The 17,548-nt window shown below is 67.2% G+C and carries 15 protein-coding genes; 7 read left to right on the forward strand and 8 right to left on the reverse strand.

Translation table 11 applies throughout. The features are described from left to right. Window positions 1-50: 50 nt before the first annotated feature. Genes ACX9NE_RS01430 through ACX9NE_RS01445 form a run of 4 tightly spaced genes read right to left on the reverse strand, consistent with a single transcriptional unit; the run spans window position 51 to window position 4,108 of the window. Entirely contained in the window at window positions 51-1,262 is a 1,212-nt protein-coding gene (locus ACX9NE_RS01430; protein WP_459360090.1) for an acyl-CoA dehydrogenase family protein, read from the reverse strand. Next, complete coding sequence (locus tag ACX9NE_RS01435) at window positions 1,259-1,897, reverse strand: TetR/AcrR family transcriptional regulator (protein WP_459360089.1); 639 nt, start codon at window positions 1,895-1,897, stop codon at window positions 1,259-1,261. Before ACX9NE_RS01435 ends, ACX9NE_RS01430 begins: the two co-directional genes overlap by 4 nt. Before the next feature lie 49 nt (window positions 1,898-1,946). Further along, entirely contained in the window at window positions 1,947-2,891 is a 945-nt protein-coding gene (locus tag ACX9NE_RS01440) for an NAD(P)/FAD-dependent oxidoreductase (RefSeq protein WP_459360088.1), read from the reverse strand. Between the two features lie 2 nt (window positions 2,892-2,893). After that, complete coding sequence (locus ACX9NE_RS01445) at window positions 2,894-4,108, reverse strand: GNAT family N-acetyltransferase (protein ID WP_459360087.1); 1,215 nt, start codon at window positions 4,106-4,108, stop codon at window positions 2,894-2,896. A gap of 202 nt (window positions 4,109-4,310) precedes the next feature. Between ACX9NE_RS01445 and ACX9NE_RS01450 the strand changes: the two genes are divergently transcribed. Further along, the gene (locus ACX9NE_RS01450) at window positions 4,311-4,556 is read left to right on the forward strand and encodes a TetR/AcrR family transcriptional regulator (RefSeq protein ID WP_459360086.1); all 246 of its coding nucleotides are present in this window, start codon (window positions 4,311-4,313) and stop codon (window positions 4,554-4,556) included. Window positions 4,557-4,712: 156 nt separating this feature from the next. Beyond that, window positions 4,713-6,521 carry a PE family protein gene (locus ACX9NE_RS01455; RefSeq protein WP_459360085.1) on the forward strand — a complete coding sequence of 603 codons (1,809 nt, stop codon included), beginning with the start codon at window positions 4,713-4,715 and terminating at the stop codon, window positions 6,519-6,521. Between the two features lie 130 nt (window positions 6,522-6,651). On the opposite strand, the gene ACX9NE_RS01460 is transcribed toward ACX9NE_RS01455, so the two are convergent. After that, window positions 6,652-8,130: a flavin-containing monooxygenase gene (locus ACX9NE_RS01460; protein WP_459360084.1), complete on the reverse strand. Its 1,479-nt coding sequence runs from the start codon at window positions 8,128-8,130 to the stop codon at window positions 6,652-6,654. A gap of 27 nt (window positions 8,131-8,157) precedes the next feature. Next, on the reverse strand, window positions 8,158-8,721 hold the full coding sequence (locus tag ACX9NE_RS01465; protein WP_459360083.1) for a PadR family transcriptional regulator: 564 nt from the start codon (window positions 8,719-8,721) through the stop codon (window positions 8,158-8,160). A 121-nt stretch (window positions 8,722-8,842) separates the two neighbouring features. On the opposite strand from ACX9NE_RS01465, the gene ACX9NE_RS01470 reads away from it, so the two are divergent. Continuing rightward, complete coding sequence (locus ACX9NE_RS01470) at window positions 8,843-9,265, forward strand: nuclear transport factor 2 family protein (protein ID WP_459360082.1); 423 nt, start codon at window positions 8,843-8,845, stop codon at window positions 9,263-9,265. Window positions 9,266-9,267: 2 nt separating this feature from the next. Further along, window positions 9,268-10,308, forward strand: coding sequence for an LLM class F420-dependent oxidoreductase (locus ACX9NE_RS01475; protein WP_459360081.1), 1,041 nt, complete (start codon window positions 9,268-9,270; stop codon window positions 10,306-10,308). 9 nt (window positions 10,309-10,317) lie between these two features. On the opposite strand, the gene ACX9NE_RS01480 is transcribed toward ACX9NE_RS01475, so the two are convergent. After that, the gene (locus ACX9NE_RS01480; protein ID WP_459360080.1) at window positions 10,318-10,992 is read right to left on the reverse strand and encodes a TetR/AcrR family transcriptional regulator; all 675 of its coding nucleotides are present in this window, start codon (window positions 10,990-10,992) and stop codon (window positions 10,318-10,320) included. A gap of 115 nt (window positions 10,993-11,107) precedes the next feature. Between ACX9NE_RS01480 and fdh the strand changes: the two genes are divergently transcribed. Genes fdh through nrfD form a run of 3 tightly spaced genes read left to right on the forward strand, consistent with a single transcriptional unit; the run spans window position 11,108 to window position 16,448 of the window. Then, complete coding sequence (fdh, locus tag ACX9NE_RS01485) at window positions 11,108-14,419, forward strand: formate dehydrogenase (RefSeq protein ID WP_459360079.1); 3,312 nt, start codon at window positions 11,108-11,110, stop codon at window positions 14,417-14,419. Next, entirely contained in the window at window positions 14,419-15,390 is a 972-nt protein-coding gene (locus tag ACX9NE_RS01490; protein WP_459360078.1) for a 4Fe-4S dicluster domain-containing protein, read from the forward strand. The genes fdh and ACX9NE_RS01490 overlap by 1 nt, the downstream gene beginning before the upstream one ends. Next, the gene (gene nrfD, locus ACX9NE_RS01495; RefSeq protein WP_459360077.1) at window positions 15,387-16,448 is read left to right on the forward strand and encodes an NrfD/PsrC family molybdoenzyme membrane anchor subunit; all 1,062 of its coding nucleotides are present in this window, start codon (window positions 15,387-15,389) and stop codon (window positions 16,446-16,448) included. Before ACX9NE_RS01490 ends, nrfD begins: the two co-directional genes overlap by 4 nt. Here the strand turns inward: nrfD and selD are convergent. Further along, window positions 16,445-17,416 (reverse strand): selenide, water dikinase SelD, encoded by a 972-nt coding sequence (selD, locus tag ACX9NE_RS01500; protein ID WP_459360076.1) that lies wholly within the window; start codon window positions 17,414-17,416, stop codon window positions 16,445-16,447. The two genes, nrfD and selD, sit on opposite strands and share 4 nt — an antisense overlap. Between the last annotated feature and the right edge of the window lie 132 nt (window positions 17,417-17,548).

Raw genomic sequence — 17,548 nt, forward strand, 5'->3', positions numbered from 1 at the left:
CGAATCCGCCCGCCCGCGCCCGGGCCTGTTCGGAAAGAGGTGGTGACACCCTAGCGGATGGCCAGCCCGGTCAGTGCCCGCGAAATCACCAGGCGCTGAATCTCGCTGGTTCCCTCGAAGATCGTGAAGATCTTCGCATCGCGGTGCATCCGCTCGACGGGGTAGTCGCGGGTGTAGCCGTTGCCGCCCAGGATTTGGATGGCCTCGTCGGTGACGTAGACCGCGGTCTCGCTTGCCACCAGTTTGGCCATCGAGCCTTCCGCCGCTTCGAAATTCTGGTTGTTGCGGCCCATCCAGCCGGCCCGCCACACCAGCAGGCGAGCCGCATCGATACGGCTTTTCATATCGGCCAGCTTGAACGCGACTGCCTGGAACTCACCGATCTTGCGGCCGAATTGCTCGCGCTGGCAGGCGTATTCGAGTGCGTACTCATAGGCTGCACGGGCTACGCCAACCGCCATCGCGCCGACGGTGGGCCGGGTGCGCTCGAACGTCTTCATCGCAGCCTGGCCACCCGCGGAGGCGCCGGACTTCACCCGGGCGATCCGCGCTTCGAACTTCTCCCGGCCGCCGAGGATCGCGTCCTGCGGTAGCCGGACATTGTCGAGCACCACCTCGGCGGTGTGCGATGCGCGAATCCCGTGTTTCTTGAACTTCTGGCCCTGGGCAAGCCCTTTGGTGTTCGGGCCGATGACGAAGCTGGCCTGACCGCGGGTTCCGAGTTCGGGATAGACCGACGCCACCACGATGTGGACGTTGGCGATGCCGCCGTTGGTGGCCCAGGTTTTGGTGCCGTTGAGCACCCACTCGCCGGCGGACTCGTCGTAGCGGGCGCGAGTGCGAATGCCGCCGACGTCGGAGCCGGCGTCGGGCTCGGATGAACAGAATGCGGCCAGCTTGGGTTCGTCCGCCGTGCCGAACATCTCCGGCAGCCATTGGCCCAGCTGTTCGGGAGTTCCGTTGCCCGCCAACGCCGCCGCCGCCAACCCGGTGCCCATGATCGACAGCGCTATACCGGCGTCACCCCAAAACATCTCCTCGAACGTGGTGAGCATGCCCAGGCCGGTTTCCTCGGCGGCCTGCTGCGCCATGAAGTCGGGAGAGTAGAGCCCAACCTTGGCGGCCTCCTGTATCACCGGCCAAGGTGTCTCCTCCCGCTCGTCCCACTCGGCCGCGGCCGGGCGAATGACGTCGGCAGCGAACTTGTGCACCCAATCGCGCACCTCGATCACGTCGTCGCTGAGTTGCATCGAAAAAGTCATGGCATTGCTCCTGCATCTTGGTTTCGGGGTGTGCGGTAGTGCGTGAGGACGCTGACGGTCTGGTTGACCCACGCCTCGAAGTAACGTTCCTCGTCGATGTTGCCGGGCAGGCGCCCGGTGAGGGCCTGCAGCGTCGCGGCGTAGGACAACGAGCCGATCGCCGTGGCCGCCATCGCATCCGGGTCGGGAATCCGGGTGCGACCGGAACGGTTGGAAGCGGCCAGCTCGTCGGCGAACCGCTGGTAGGCGTTGTCGGTGATGACCTGCCAGGTCTTCTCGTCGAGATCGCCGAGCTCGTCGGGCTCGCGCAGCATGACCTTGAGCAGATCCTCGCTTTGTTTGAGATTGCTCCAGATCAGCTGACCCGCGGTGCGCACCGCGTCCTCGACGCCAGTCGGCTCTTCCGCGTCGTACTGCTCCCGTGCGGCGACGATGCGGTCGATCCGGTGCGTCACCGCCGCCTCAAGGAGTTCGCGCTTCGAGCCGAAGTGTTTGTACAGCGCCCCCGAGCCGGGCGCCAGGCCCGCGGCGCGCTGGATGTCGGCCACCGACGTCGCCGCGTATCCCTTGGCGGCGAACAGTTTCAGCGCCTCGGCCAGCAGCCGATCGCGTCCGCGACTGGGTTCGGTGACCATGGTGAGAGAGTACTCACTCACCGAACGGACCGGCAAATCCGCAGCTGGCTCAGGTGACGACGAGATCGCCTGGCATTTCATCGCCCAGCACGGCCTCGGCGAGCAGTTCGCCGAGCAGCGGACCGAACTTCATCAGATTGCTGCCCACGAACGCCAGGATGCGACCGCGACGGGCGAGCGTCCAGCCATCCCCGCCGTCATCGAGCCATTCCGCGCGGGCGGTGACGCAGTCCACCTGGCTCACGGCAGATAACGACGGGAACAGGGCACTCACGACGGCAGGATCCGGCACATTCTGGCCGAAGGCCCAGCGGCCTGTGCTGCCGACCGGCAGCCCGTAGCCTTCGGGCGCGGACAGGCACGGAGAACCGGCAGCGGATGCCCCCTCGTAGGTGAAACGGGTATGTGGGGAGAACTCGATACCGAGCGGCCCGAACAGGTGCTGCGTCTGGACCCCGGCGCAGATGAGCACGCGGTCGGCTTCCAGCACGGTTCCGTCCGTCATCGTGGTGGTGCCGTTGTCGGCGACGGCCACGACCTCGCCGAACCGGAGTTGCGCTCGGGCGGACAAGGCATTCAGCGCGCGGTGGATACGCAGGCTGCCGCCGTGCGGATCAAACAGGCCTCTCTCCCAAGGTGGTTGCAGGAAGGGGATGCGCGCCGCGATCTGGGATCTGTCGAGCGTAGAGAACGGGGCGCCGGCGTCTGCCATGGCGTCGGCGACTGCGTCAACAGCACCGGCGACGATGAACCCTTCCGAGCCCAGCAGGGTGAGGTCGAACTCGGATTCCCAACGTTGCCAACCGATCCGGGCGCGCTGCGCAAGTTGGCACAGCTGCGGGCGCCGATGCGCGATGCGAAAGATTCGCGCCAGTCCCGCGGACTGTTCGGCGAACGGCTCACCGCGCTCGATGACGAGTGAGGGTTCACCGCGGCGCGCCAGCTCGTAGGATGCCGCAAGTCCGCAGACGCCGGCGCCGACGATGACGATCATGGTCAGAAGTAGAACCCGGCGTACGGAGCGTCCGGCACCGCGAAGAGTCGGTCGGCGGCCGCGAGCACGGCGGCATCCTCGGCCCGGGCAAGACCCGCGACTGCGAGTGCCCGCCATGATGCGCTACCGAGCAGCGTAGCGCCAAGACCCTCGATGCCGACGTGCAGCTGGGGCCGCTGGTCCGTCGGATCTGCTCCATCGCCGGTGATGCAGAAGGCGGCCGAATTGGTCTGCAGCAGAGGGTCGGTGATGGACACGATGATGCTGTCGTCGCCGGAGTAGCTGCGCGCGGCCAGCGCCCGGTGCACGTCGATGACGCGCAGCCAGGTCTCGTCGTGCACCGCCGTGACTTTCGCTGCTCGCCGGTCGAGGAGAAGCTGGGGCAATGGATCATCGACCGGCAACATCCAGAACACCACGCGGTCAACGAGATCCAGCCCGAACAGGAAACGGAGCAGTCCGACGTACGCCCCGGCAGTGGGTGCGAAGAAGTCTTCGACGACGATGGTGCGCTGGTCGCTGATGAACCATTTCTCGATATCGGTCGGACGATATCGGGCGAACCCGGACTCTGAGCCGGGCGGCCCGTGCACGGCGACATAGTCTGGGCCCGGGGAGGATTCGCTGCGTAGTCGGCGTGCTTGCCACCATACCGGGGGTCGGTCGATGGTTCCCGGTCGGGCTGGTCGATGGTCGGAGTAAATGCGGGGCAGGACGTCCCATGCGTCGGTCGCGTCGAGCAGCCGCACGGGCCCGCCGGTCGCAACATCCGGGCGCAGGGCCGCACGCGCGGTCTGGACCTCGACGGTCTGCGCCGAACTCGCCACGCCGTAGCCGTAGCGCCCGTAGATCGTCGCCTCTGATGCGCGCAGCGTCGCGACCACCTCACCGCGGGCGGCGAAGTCACGCAGTTGATGGTGGACGAGGCCGGTGGCCAGGCCCCGCCGGGTGAAAGAGGGCAGCACTCCGATATGGGTCACCGCGGCGTGGTCGACGATTGCGCCCCCCGGGAGCGTGAGCCGGCTGGTCACGGCGTCGGCGGTGCCGACCAGCTGATCCTCCACGAAGGCCCCGATCAGGCGGCCGGTTTCGAGCAGTGTGCTGATCTGACCCGGTGGCAGGCTCAGCTGGGGGAACCCGACCATGGCGGTGCGAAACACGTCGAGCGCGGCGAGCAGGTCCTCTTCGCGCTCGAGAACCCGGATGTCGGCGTCCATCCAGCCATCATGCCGCGCTCACTTCGTGCGCCGGCCAGCTGGCTTTGCGCCGAGGGCGTCGCCCACTCGAACTTCTCCTCCCGACGCGCAGAGTGAACGCATCCGAGCGCCCAGTGCCGCCAGCCGCGCGGCCTGGTTACGCGAAGAGCCGGCCCAGGCTACCTAACCGTCGGATCGGACCAGAACCGCTGGGCCGTTGGAGGTGTTCGTTGACCGCGTGCCACCGGCCCTGGCCACGGCCGTACCGGACCGCCCAGCAGAGCGGGCCGCGTTGGTGGGCTCGCAAGTGTTGGGTCTGACGAGGGCACGCTACATCCTGTGTATCCCGGCGCCGGCCGACATGGACGACGCGCAGCTCATCGAATGGCGGCCGGTGCTCGCGCACTACCTCACGGGGTCCATCACGCTAAGGACAGCCGCCCGTGATTTCCGAACGCAACTACCCTGACCTCCCTATCGGAGTCAGGCCGCGAATCGCATTGCACTCATTCGAGGCAAAGGCCCCGCCAGGAACAAGGTTCGACACCGCAAGATTATTAGCTATGAGATCCCCCGACGTTCTAATAGCGTTGAATCGCTAGGGACGTGCGAGCGGAGGATACCGATGTCGTTGGTCGTTGCGACGCCGGAGGTTTTGCTTGCGACTGCCGCCGATTTGGCCGGAATCGGCTCGACAATCCGCGCCGTCAACGCGGTCGCAGCGACCCAAACGACCAAACTGCTGGCTTCCGCCGCCGACGAGGTGTCGACGCAGATTGCTGCGCTACTCGCATCGCACGCCAGGGACTACCAGGCCGTCAGCGCCCAAGCTGCGGCATATCACAACGGATTCTTGCAGGCCTTGTTTACCAGCAGCGGCTCGTATGCAAGTGCCGAGGCGACCAACGTTCAGCAGATTCTGCTCGGCTTGGTGAATGCCCCGACGCAAACCTTGCTGGGACGCTCGCTGATCGGCAACGGCGCCGACGGGGCAGCCGGAACCGGGCAAGGCGGCGGGCCCGGCGGGTTGTTGTATGGCAACGGCGGTAGGGGCGGTTCGGGCGGGCCTGGGCAGCCAGGCGGGTCCGGTGGGGCTGCGGGCTTGATCGGTGACGGCGGGGCTGGCGGACTCGGCGGGGCTGGGCGGGCGGGTGGCAACGGAGGGGCCGGAGGTCTGCTATTCGGCAACGGCGGCAATGGTGGTGCCGGCGGGTCGGCTGTCATCGCCGGCGGCGACGGCGGCAACGGCGGTAGTGGCGGTGCCGGCGGATGGCTCGTCGGCAACGGCGGGGCCGGTGGTGCGGGCGGCACCGCAGCCAACGGCACAGATGGTGTCAATCCCACTCCACTCAATCCGACCGACCATGCGACCGACGGCACTCCCGGGCCCGAAGGTAGTCCTAAGGGATCGGACGGCACCGCGGGCGCCGGTGGTGGTGACGTCGGAACGCGGGCCGGTGGTACCGGCGGTACCGGCGGCGCCGGGTTCGCCAATACCACGGGCGGCGATGGTTTCGGCGGCGCCGGCGGTCGCGGTGGTGACGGCGGCACCACCGCTGCGGCTGGCACGACCGGTGGTACCGGTGGAAAAGGCGGCTCGGGTTTCGGTGCCGACAGCTCAGGTCCTGGCAACACTGGCGGAACGGGCACCGGCGGCGACGGTGGTGTCGGCGGTACCGGCGGCTTCGGCGCGACGGGCGGCGCTGGCGGTCTTGGGGGTAGGGGTCTTGGGGGTGAGGCGCCCTTCCCGGGCGCTTTCGGAGGCTTGGGACATGGTGGCGACGGTGGTGCCGGCGGTGCGGGCGGCACCGGCGGGGGTGCCGGTGGGGTTGGTGGCGGAGGTGGCATCGGTGAAGGCGGAACCAGCCGCGGCAGCACCAGCGGAGGCCTCGGTGGCGTTGGCGGTCGCGGTGGCACTGGAGGTGCTGGTGCGGCGGGTGGTAGCGGTGGCCACGGCGGGGCCGGGGGCGCCGGCGGTCGAGGTGGGCTGCTTTTTGGTCTCGGTGGTGACGGTGGCCTAGGCGGTGCCGGCGCACACGGCGGTGATGGTGTGATAGGTGGTCAAGGCGGTGACGGCGGCGGCGGGGGGAACGGCTTGGTTGGCCGCGGCGTCGGCCCGGGCGTTGGTGGTGCGGGCGGTCAAGGCGGTGACGGTGGCGCCGGCGGCGCGGGCGGTGACGGCGGTGATGGTGGGAGCGGTGGCAACGCCGGCGCGGGTGGGTTATTCGGCCACGGCGGTAACCCTGGTGCCGGCGGGGCTGGGGCTGGCGCGGGCAAGGGCGGGAGCGGAGGCAACTTCGGCGCGGGTGGCCAGGGCGGCATTGGAGTCAGTGCCAATGGCGCGCAAGGCGCAAATGGGAATGTCGGCGGATCCGGTGCCGACGGCACCAACGGGATAGCTGGCACACCTGGTCAACTCACCAGTTGGATTTAGGCAAACAGATCGACTAAGAAAGTCGAGTAGCGGTACCGCGGCGTCGGCGCCCTTTCGACCAGTCTTCCTGTGGCGCAACGAGTCGACCAGCACGCCGCACAGGGCTGGTATCCCGGCCGCAGAACGACGATCATTGTGCCCCCACCCTTCCAGTGGCCGGCCTGATGTCGAAGTGCGCCGGTTCCGGTGCCGCCAACATGGACGTCAGGGTCGCGCGGTCCCACGGCCACAGGTCGATCGCGTTGCCGTCGGTGCGGTACCACGAGTTGCAGCCGGTGTTCCACACGGTCGGCGTCATCGCTTCTGCGACAGCGGCATTGAACTCGTCAGTTGCTTCCTCGGTCACCTCGACGGACGACGCCGCACCGTCGCGCAGCATTTCCAGGAATCGCGCGATGTAGTGAGAGGTCTGTTCGGCCGAGTATTGCAACGAGATGGATCCGGTCGGGGAGTTCGGGCCGAGCACGGTGAACAGGTTGGGGAATCCGGGAATCGCGGTCATCCGATAGGCTCTCGGCCCTGCGGCCCAGGCCTTGTCGAGGGTCAGGCCGTCCCGTCCGGTGATCTCCATGGGCCGCATGTAATTGTGTGCCTGGAAGCCGGTGGCCAGCACGATGACATCGGCTGGCCGGTGTCGGCCGTCGGCCGTCCGGATCCCGGTCGGGGCCACTTCGGTGATCCGGTCGGTCACCAGCTCCGCATTGCCGGATTGTATTGCGCGGTAGTAGGTTCCGGAGACCACCTGGCGCTTGCACAGTGGCTGGTAGTCCGGCGTCAGCTTTTGCCGCAGATCCTCGTCGCGCACTTGCAGGCGAAGGCACAACCGGGCATACCCCTGCACCGTGCGGCGCCGCCACGACGGACGGGTGGTGACGTCGGCGAGAATTCCCGATGCCCACAACAGCGTTCGATACAGCCGGTCATGGCCGCCGGGAAACCGTTTCAGTGCGGCACCAACAAACGCGCTCTGGCGCAACGACATCGGTGCCCAGAGAATCCACTGGGGCGAGCGGACGTAATGAGTCATCGAGGCGGCGCCCGGTTGCAGCGCGGCCACGATCTGCACACCGGTAGAACCCGTGCCGATCACCGCGATGTGCCGGGCGCGCGTGACGACGGACTCGTCCCAGCGTGCGGTGTGCAGCACCGGGCCGGCGAATTCGTCGAGGCCCGGGATGTCCGGGACCGCGGGATGATGCAGCACCCCGGTGGCACAGACGACCACGTCGGCCTCGATCCCCCCACCGGCGGCTGTCGCCAGTGTCCAGCTGGCACTGTCTTCGTTCCATTGTGCGGCAATGACTTCGGTGTTCAACCGGATCCGGTCACCGAGCCCGAGCGAGTCGACCACGCCGCGGTGATAGCGCCGAATGTCGGCTCCCTCGGCCCAGAGGTGCGACCAGTCGGGTTTCGGCGCCCAGCCGAACTGGTAGAGCTGCGAGGGCACGTCGCAGCGCAGACCGGGGTAACGGTTCCAGTGCCACACGCCGCCGACATCGGAGCCCTTCTCCAGGATCGTCACGTCGGCGAAGCCGCGTGCGGTAAACACGCGTAAGGCGGTAATTCCGGACAGGCCCGCGCCGATGATCACCACCCTCGGTTCCGCCACGGCCTTCTTCCTTATCTGCGGGCCGACCTACGCTCGCGCCGGCAACCTGCGTTCGATGATCGTCAGCGCGCGCTCGGCCCAACGGATATTCTCCTGCTCGAAAGATATGCCACGCAGCAAAGTCAGGTAGGGGCCGACCCGGTCGGCCGTCGCTACGAACTCGTCCTCGGTGCGGCCGGCCAGCAGCCGGGTGCGCAGCCGCTCGTAACGTTCGAGCTTTGCCCGGGCCCACTGCAGGCGCTCGGCGACCGAGTCGTGAACGGCTTGCGTGTCACCCTCGTCGGCGGCGGCGACCTTGATCATCAGATCGTCGCGCATCATCGACGGCTTGGGTGCTTTGGCGGTGAGCTGCCGGATTGCGTCGCGGCCTGCGTCGGTCAGCGAGAACATGCGCTTGTTGGGCCGGCGCTCCTGGTGAACGAGGCGGGCCCGAATCAGGCCCTGCTCGGCCAGCCGGTCGAGTTCGCGGTACAGCTGCTGCGGCGTGGCCATCCAGAAGTTGGCCACGGAGGCATCGAACTCCTTGGCCAGGTCGTACCCCGAGTACTCGCGCTCGAGAAGTGCGGTCAGCACGGCATCACGCAGCGACATTCGCCGATAGTACAACATGCACCTATTCAATAAAGTGATTATTTGCCTATGGACATACGGCCGGCCAGGATCTAGCGTCGATGAGGTCTACTCAACAAATTGACTATTCTGCGAGGTTTTGATGCACCCCTTCCGTAAAGCCGTCGAGGCGCACGACATGGAAGCCGTCGAGGCGATGCTGGCCGACGACGTGGTGTTCACCAGTCCGGTGGTGTTCAAGCCGTACGTCGGTAGGCCGATGACGAAGGCGCTGCTGCGCGGTGTGTTGCGGGTGTTCGAGGACTTCCGGTACGTCCGGGAGATCCACGACGAGAACGGCCGCGACCACGCGTTCGTGTTCGAGACGGTGGTGGGTGGCAAGCGGGTCACCGGCTGTGACTTCCTGCACTTCGACGAGGACGGTCTGATCGACGACTTCATGGTGATGGTGCGGCCGTTGTCCGGCGCCATGGCCCTGCAGGAGGCGATGGGCGCGCAGTTCGACCGGATCCGCGAAGAGGCGCTCGAGTTCGCTTCCGAACTGAGCCAAGTGCAGGGCGGCTGACCATGCGGATCGGACTGTCGATCAACTATGCCGGGGGGTTCAAGGAAGTGGCCGCCGAGGTGGCCGACCTGGAACGCGCCGGGTTGGACATTGTCTTTGTGCCCGAGGCATATTCGTACGATGCGGTGAGCGCGTTGGGATATCTGGCGGCCAGCACCGAGCGCGTCGAACTGGCGTCGGGCATCCTGCAGCTCTACACCCGAACCCCCACCCTGACCGCGATGACCGCGGCCGGGCTCGACTATGTGTCCGACGGCCGCTTCACGCTCGGGCTGGGCGCTTCGGGCCCGCAAGTGATCGAGGGATTCCACGGTGTGCCCTACGACGCGCCGATCGGGCGCACCCGCGAGGTCATCGAGATCTGTCGCCGGGTGTGGCGTCGTGAGACGCTGAAATATGACGGCAAGTACTACACGATCCCGTTGCCCGCCGAGCGCGGCACCGGACTGGGCAAGCCGCTCAAGCTGATCAATCACCCTGTGCGGGAGCGGATTCCGATCCTGATCGCCGCGCTGGGCCCCAAGAACGTCGAGCTGGCCGCGGAGCTGGCCGAGGGCTGGCAGCCGATCTTCTATCTGCCGGAGAAGGCGCAGGATGTATGGGGCAATGCGCTGGCGACCGGAAAGGCCCGGCGCGACCCCGCGCTGGGCGAACTCGAGGTGTATGCCGGCCCGACCCTGGCGATCGGCGAAAACGTCGAGCCGCTGCGCGAATTCGTCAAGCCGCACCTGGCGCTCTACATCGGCGGCATGGGAGCCAAAGGCAAGAACTTCTATCACACACTGGCCACCAAGTACGGCTACGGGCCGCAGGCCGACCGCATCCAGGAGTTGTACCTGTCGGGCGATAAGGAAGGTGCCGCCAAGGTGGTTCCGGACGATCTGGTGCGCGACGTCAACCTGATCGGCACCAGGGATTTCGTCAAGGAGCGGGTCGCGGCGTTCCGTGAGGCGGGCGTGACCACCTTGACCGTGGCGCCGATCGCGGGAACGCCCGCAGAGCGGGTCAAGCTCATCGAGGAGCTGCGCGGGCTGGTCGACTGAGTCTGGTCCTCATGACGCGGGACGGCGGCGGGAGGAACCCGAAGCGACCGCGACACCGGTCATCGACGTCATCGCCTCCGCGAAACGGGGATAGACGATGGCGGGCCCGATCCATCGCGCCAGAAAGCCCCGCAGGTCGGCCCCTCGGCGCGGCGGCTGCCCGCGGTCGACGAGAAACGAATGCAATATCCGCAGGCAGAATTCGGAGAGCTCGTCCAGCGCGGCATCGTCGAAACCGTTTGCGTCCCAGTCGACGTCGTAGCGGTGCAGCATCGAGCGGCTGAACGCAACCGCCGTCTCGGACGAGATCGACACAACCGCGCCACCCTGTTGGCGTTTGGTGAGGATCAACCGGATGCGATCGTCGGCGGCCAGGTGCTCTATCGCGAAAGCCAGGCCCTCCACTATCGCCCTGACCGGATCGGTCTGCCCGCGCACGTGTTCGGCCAGCTGCTCGAGGAACCCGTCACCCGATTGCATGGCGGTGGCCAGCAACAGCGCCTCGGTGCCCGGGAAATAGCGGTAAACGGTCTGGCGCGTCACGCCCAGCGCACGCGCGACATCGGCGATGCGCATGGCTGACCCGCGCTCGGCGACAATCGCGTCAGCGGCGTCCAGAATGCGGGCGATCGCCTCCTCGTCGGAAGCGGGCGTGTTGCCGGCCCAACCATGACTCCGCGCCACTATCGGCTCATCCGTGCCGCTGACATGGCGTGATCATAACGGGGGCAAAGCGTCAGCGGGCCCGGCTCGTCCCGGCGGTCTCGCAGGGCCCGGGATGACGCACTAGTCTTCAAATATGGGACTCGCCCGACTTTTTCTGGAATGGCCCGTCGTCCGACAGTTGCGATCCGGGGATGCCCTGGGTCGCGGTCCTGCGGTGACCTCCAAGCGCACTCGCGCCATCGCCCCGCGCACCACGACGGCCGACCGGGTGGTACAGAGCATCTGCCCCTACTGCGCGGTCGGCTGCGGCCAGAAGGTCTACGTCAAGGACGAGAAGGTCGTGCAGATCGAGGGCGACCCGGACTCGCCGATATCACGCGGACGGCTCTGCCCGAAAGGTTCAGCCAGCGAGCAGCTGGTCAATTCCCCGGGCCGCCAGGTCAAAGTGCTCTACCGCGCGCCCCGCGCGACCGATTGGGAGCCGCTGGAGCTGGACAGGGCCATCGACATGGTCGCCGACCGGTTCGTCGAGGCCCGCCTGCACGCCTGGCAGGACATCGACAAGAAGGGCCACTCGCTGCGGCGCACTATGAAGATCGCCGCGCTGGGTGGGGCGACACTGGACAACGAAGAGAACTACATCATCAAGAAACTCTTCACCGCCGCGGGCGCCATCCAGATCGAGAACCAGGCCCGTATTTGACACTCCGCCACGGTTCCCGGTCTGGGAACCTCCTTCGGGCGCGGCGGCGCCACCCAATCACTGCAAGACATGGCCAACGCGGACTGCATCGTCATCCAGGGCTCCAACATGGCCGAGTGCCACCCGGTGGGATTCCAATGGGTGGAAGAGGCTAAAGCCCGCGGCGCCAAGTTGATTCACGTCGACCCTCGCTTCACCCGCACCTCGGCGGTGTCCGACAGGCACATCCCGATCCGGGCCGGCTCGGATGTGGTGCTGCTGGGCGCGTTGATCAATTACGTGATCGCCCATGACCTGTGGTTCACGGAGTACGTGCTGGCCTATACCAACGCGGCGACACTGATCAACGAGAACTATCGCGACAGCGAGGATCTGGGTGGCCTGTTCTCCGGCTTCGACCCCGAAACCGGCCAATACGACCTCTCCACCTGGGCGTACGCCGGCCAAGAAGAGGACGAGGCCGACCTTGAGCATGGGGCCAGCGCATCGGCCCGCGCCGCGGGCGATGTACACGGCAGCGGTGGCCCGCCGCTGCCGCATGCCCGCGTTCAGCGCGACGAGACGCTGCAGCACCCTCGCTCGGTGTTCCAGATCGTCAAGCGGCACTACGCGCGCTACACCCCCGAGATGGTGCGCGACATGTGCGGTATCAGCATCGAGGACTTCGACTACCTGGCACGCGCCATCACCGAGAACTCCGGCCGCGAGCGCACTACCTGCTTCGCCTACGCGGTGGGCTGGACCCAGCACACCCTCGGTGCCCAATTCATCCGCACCGCAACGATTTTGCAGCTGCTGCTGGGTAACGTCGGGCGACCCGGCGGCGGCATCATGGCGCTGCGCGGGCACGCCACCATCCAGGGCTCCACCGACATCCCGACGTTGTTCAACCTGTTGCCCGGCTACCTGTCGATGCCGAAGGCCGGTGTGCACGACACGTTCCGGGAGTACATCGAGGCGGTCGGCCCGAAGAACCAGAAGGGCTTCTGGGCCGATGCCGACGCCTACCTGATCAGCTTGCTCAAGGCGTGGTGGGGCGACGCGGCCCGAGAGGACAATGACTGGGCCTATGACTACCTGCCGCGGCTGTCCGGTCCGCACGGCACGTATCAGACGGTGATGTCGATGCTCGACGACGAGGTCGACGGCTACTTCCTGCTCGGTCAGAACCCGGCCGTCGGATCGGCCCACGGCCGGATGCAGCGGATGGGCATGTCGCACCTGAAGTGGCTGGTCGTGCGCGATCTCAACATGATCGAATCCGCTACCTTCTGGAAGGACGGCCCCGAGATCGCCTCCGGCGAGCTCAAGACCGAAGAGGTCGACACCGAGGTGTTCTTCTTCCCGGCGGCCACCCATGTGGAAAAGGCCGGCTCGTTCACCCAGACCCAACGTCTGGTGCAGTGGCGGCATCAGGCCGTCCAGCCCCCCGGAGACTGTCAGAGCGAATTGCAGTTCTTCGTCGAGTTGGGCAAGCGCATCAGGCAACGCCTGGCCGGCTCCACCGATGAGCGCGATCGTCCGCTGTTGGATCTGACGTGGGACTATCCCACCGACGAGCATGGCGAACCGGACCCCACCGCGGTGTTGGCCGAGATCAGTGGCCGCTATCTGACCGGGCCCAAGGCGGGTCAGCCGGTACCGGGTTACACCGAACTGAGGGCGGACGGATCGACATCCTGTGGCTGCTGGATCTACTCGGGCGTGTATGGCGACGGTGTCAATCAGGCCGCGCGCCGAGTGCCCCTCGGCGGCCCCAGCCCGAGTCAGTCGGAATGGGGCTGGGCCTGGCCCGCCGACCGCCGCATCCTGTACAACCGCGCCTCGGCCGACCCGGACGGCAAGCCGTGGAGCGAGCGCAAGCGCTACATCTGGTGGGACGCGCAGCAGCAGCGCTGGACCGGGGATGACGTGCCCGACTTCCCCGTCGACCTCGCCCCGCACGTCCGGCCGGATCCCGATGTGGGCGGACCGGACGGGTTGGCGGGCGACGACCCGTTCATCATGCAGGCCGACGGCAAGGCTTGGTTGTTCGCGCCCAAGGGTCTCGTCGACGGTCCGCTGCCCACGCACTACGAGCCGCAGGAATCGCCGGTGGCCAACGCGCTGTACCCGCAGCAGCAGAACCCGTCGCGAATCATGTTCCCGCGCAAGGACAACCTGTGGGCACCCAGCGCCGGTGACCCCGGCGGGGACGTCTATCCGTACGTGTTCACCACTTACCGGCTCACCGAACATCACACCGCCGGCGGGATGAGCCGCTGGCTGCCGTACCTGGCCGAGCTGCAGCCGGAGATGTTCTGCGAGGTGTCGCCGGAGCTGGCCGCCGAACGCGGCCTCGAACCCTACGGGTGGGCGACGATCGTCTCCCCGCGGGCGGCGATCGAGGCCAGGGTCCTGGTCACCGAGCGAATGCGGCCGCTGGTGATCGGCGGGCACACGATCCACCAGATCGGGCTGCCCTACCACTGGGGTGTGGGCAGCGACGCCGTGGTGAGCGGCGATGCGGCCAACGACCTGCTCGGGGTGGTGTTGGACCCGAACGTGCAGATTCAGGAGTCCAAGGCCGGGTCGTGTGACATCCGCCCGGGCCGTCGGCCGCAGGGTGAAGCGCTGCTGCGCCTCATCGAGGAGTACCAGTCGCGTGCGGGGGTAACCGTCGAGACGGACAACGTCCGATTGACGACAGACGTCCGATTAACGACGACGTCCGAACCACCGATTCCGCCACGGGAGGGCTGATGTCGCAGCTGGTCGAATCGAGCGATCCGGCCGAGGACGCGGGGTGGCCGGATCCCAAGCCGCGCAAGGGGTTTTTCACCGACACGTCCATCTGCATCGGTTGCAAGGCGTGCGAGGTGGCCTGCAAGGAGTGGAACCGCAACCCGCGCGACGGCGACCTGGAAATTCTCGGCTCGTCCTACGACAACACCGGGCAACTGGGCGCCAGTACCTGGCGCCATGTCGCCTTCATCGAGCAGGACCGCGACCGCATCGAACAGGCCCGGGAATCCGGGCGTGCTCTGGTGAATCTGGGCATGCCGTCGGCGCCCGGTGCCCCCAGAACCATAGACACCAGTCCGCCCGATACGCCGGAATTCCGCTGGCTGATGGCCTCGGATGTCTGCAAGCACTGCACCCACGCGGGCTGTCTCGACGTGTGCCCGACGGGTGCGCTGTTCCGCACCGAGTTCGGCACCGTCGTCGTGCAGGATGACGTCTGCAACGGTTGCGGCACCTGCGTGGCCGGGTGCCCGTTCGGCGTCGTCGAACGCCGCAGCGACGGCACCTACGCGACCCCGGCAAAACGCTCCGAGCGGCCGGAGCACGAGTTCGTCACCGGCGTGGCACAGAAATGCACCCTCTGCTACGACCGGCTTCTCGAGGACCAGACACCGGCCTGCGCCCAGACCTGCCCGACCACGTCGATCAAGTTCGGCGACCACGCCGATCTGGTCGCGCGGGCCCGCGAACGAGTCGCCGAGCTGCACGCCCGCGGCCTGACCGAAGCCCGCCTGTACGGCGTCAACGACAACGACGGTGTCGGCGGCACCGGTTCGGTCTTCCTGCTCCTCGACGAGCCGGAGGTGTACGGGCTGCCGCCCGACCCGAGGGTGCCGACCGCCGACCTGATGCAGATGTTCAGACGGGCCGGGGTGGCAGCCGCCGGGATGTTCGCCGCAGGGGCGCTGGCCTTTCGGCGATCCCGATGAGCACGTCGGAGTACGACAGCCTGCGGCCGCCTGCCGGCGGCAAGCGCCGGCGGGGCGACGGCAAGCGCCGCCGTGACGAGTCGCTGATGGTGCCGGACGCGCAGTTCTCCTCCTACTACGGACGTCCCGTCGTCAAGCCGGCGCCCTGGGGACACGAGGTCGGTGCTTACCTGTTCCTGGGTGGCGTGGCGGGTGGCTCCGGCCTGCTGGCCGCCGGAGCCCAGCTGACCGGGCGTAACCTGTTGCGCCGCAACACAAGAATTGCCGCCCTGCTTGCCGTCATGCTGGGAGCGGTCGCCTTGGTCAAGGACCTGGGCCGGCCGGAGCGATTCGTCAATATGTTGCGTACCGTCAAGCTGACCTCGCCGATGAGCATCGGCTCGTGGATCCTCAGCTTTTTCAGTGCGGGTATCGGCGTTGCCGCGGCATCCGAGGTCGACCGGATGACCGGCGAGCGAATCCCGCTCGGTCCGTTGCGGCCCATACTGCGCGCCCTGGAGGGACCGGCCGGTTTGGAGGCTGCGCTGTTCGCGCCGCCGCTGGCGGTGTATACCGCGGTGTTGTTGTGCGACACCGCGACTCCGACCTGGAACGCCGCGTATAAAGACCTGCCGTTCGTGTTCGTCAGCTCGGCTAGCCTGGCCGCGTCGGGGCTGGCGATGATCACCACGCCGGTGTCGGAGGCCGGGCCCGCGCGCAAGCTGGCGGTCATGGGTGCGGTCAGTGACCTGATCTCGGCCAGGATCACCGAATTTCGAATGGACCCGGTGACCAGAGAACCGCTGCACCGTGGCAGGCCCGGCAAGTTACTGCAATGGAGCGAGATACTGGCCGCCGCAGGCGGTCTGGGCGCATTGCTCGGCGGGGGTCGCCGCGATGTCGCTGTCCTGTCCGGCCTGACACTGCTGACGGCGTCGGCAATGCTGAGGTTCGGTTTCTTCGAGGCGGGCAAGGAATCCGCGCGAGATCCGCGCTACACGATCGAGCCGCAGAAGCGACGATTGGCCGCACGGCGTGCCGCGGGGCTGACCGACGACTCGATCACCACTGCGGGTTAACGTATTTCGATCGCGTGACCGGCCACCGTGTGGCCGATGACGGGATAACCGGGTAGCTCCCCGACCACGAGCAGGCCGCCGGAGGTCTGGGCGTCGGCCAGCAGCAGCAGGTCCTCTTCAGTTACCCCGCTTGTGATTTCGAGGTGAGGTCGCACCCAGTCGAGATTGCGCCGGGTGCCGCCTGAGACGAACCCGTCCGCCAGTGACTGTCGTGCCGCCTCGATCACCGGCACCGCGGCACGGTCGATCACTGCCCCCACGCCCGAGGCCCGGCACATCTTGTGTAGGTGGCCGAGCAGGCCGAAGCCGGTGACGTCGGTCGCTGCTTTGGCACCCGCTGCGAGCGCCTTTGCCCCAGCGCCGCGGTTCAGCCGGGTCATGACGTCGATGGCTTCCGGGAACACCTCACCCGTCTGTTTGTGGCGGTTGTTGAGCAGGCCGAGGCCGAGCGGTTTGGTGAGGGTCAGCGGCAGGTCCGGTTTGGCGGCGTCGTTGCGCAGTAACCGTGCCGGGTCAGCCACTCCGGTCACGGCCATGCCGTACTTCGGTTCGGGGTCGTCGATGGAGTGCCCGCCGATCACCGGACAGTCGGCTTCCGATGCCACCGCTAATCCACCCCGCAGCACCTCCGTCATCAGCTCCAGTGGCAGCACGCCCCGGGGCCAACCGACCAGGTTGATCGCGACCACCGGACGCCCGCCCATCGCGTAGATGTCAGACAGCGCATTGGCGGCGGCGATGCGTCCCCAGTCATAGGCGTCGTCGACGACCGGGGTGAAGAAGTCCGCAGTGGACAGGACGGCGAATTCGCCGACCAGGACAGCGGCGGCGTCGTCGCCGTCGTCAAGGCCCACCAGCACGTTCTCCCCCGACTGGCCCGTCAGCCCTCGCACTGCGTCCTCGAGTTCGCCCGGTGGGATTTTGCAGGCACAGCCGCCCCCGTGCGCGTAGCCGGTGAGCCGCATCATGGGTCATGAGCCTACGAGGCTGACGCGACGGACGCCGAGGTCAACCCCAGCCTTGTATTCAATTGCGATAAAACTTTGCGTCAACCGGACATTGCGAACAAAAGTCGTCCGCTCAACGACCGAACTATCCCG

The sequence above is a fragment of the Mycobacterium sp. ML4 genome (genome assembly GCF_054515735.1).

Excerpts from the sequence above, each read along its gene's own strand:
- ACX9NE_RS01430 (WP_459360090.1), bottom strand. The coding sequence starts at position 1,262 with ATGACTTTTTCGATGCAACTCAGCGACGACGTGATCGAGGTGCGCGAT.
- ACX9NE_RS01435 (WP_459360089.1), bottom strand. The coding sequence starts at position 1,897 with ATGGTCACCGAACCCAGTCGCGGACGCGATCGGCTGCTGGCCGAGGCG.
- ACX9NE_RS01440 (WP_459360088.1), bottom strand. The coding sequence starts at position 2,891 with ATGATCGTCATCGTCGGCGCCGGCGTCTGCGGACTTGCGGCATCCTAC.
- ACX9NE_RS01445 (WP_459360087.1), bottom strand. The coding sequence starts at position 4,108 with ATGGACGCCGACATCCGGGTTCTCGAGCGCGAAGAGGACCTGCTCGCC.
- ACX9NE_RS01455 (WP_459360085.1), top strand. The coding sequence starts at position 4,713 with ATGTCGTTGGTCGTTGCGACGCCGGAGGTTTTGCTTGCGACTGCCGCC.
- ACX9NE_RS01465 (WP_459360083.1), bottom strand. The coding sequence starts at position 8,721 with ATGTCGCTGCGTGATGCCGTGCTGACCGCACTTCTCGAGCGCGAGTAC.
- ACX9NE_RS01470 (WP_459360082.1), top strand. The coding sequence starts at position 8,843 with ATGCACCCCTTCCGTAAAGCCGTCGAGGCGCACGACATGGAAGCCGTC.
- ACX9NE_RS01475 (WP_459360081.1), top strand. The coding sequence starts at position 9,268 with ATGCGGATCGGACTGTCGATCAACTATGCCGGGGGGTTCAAGGAAGTG.
- ACX9NE_RS01490 (WP_459360078.1), top strand. The coding sequence starts at position 14,419 with ATGTCGCAGCTGGTCGAATCGAGCGATCCGGCCGAGGACGCGGGGTGG.
- nrfD (WP_459360077.1), top strand. The coding sequence starts at position 15,387 with ATGAGCACGTCGGAGTACGACAGCCTGCGGCCGCCTGCCGGCGGCAAG.
- selD (WP_459360076.1), bottom strand. The coding sequence starts at position 17,416 with ATGATGCGGCTCACCGGCTACGCGCACGGGGGCGGCTGTGCCTGCAAA.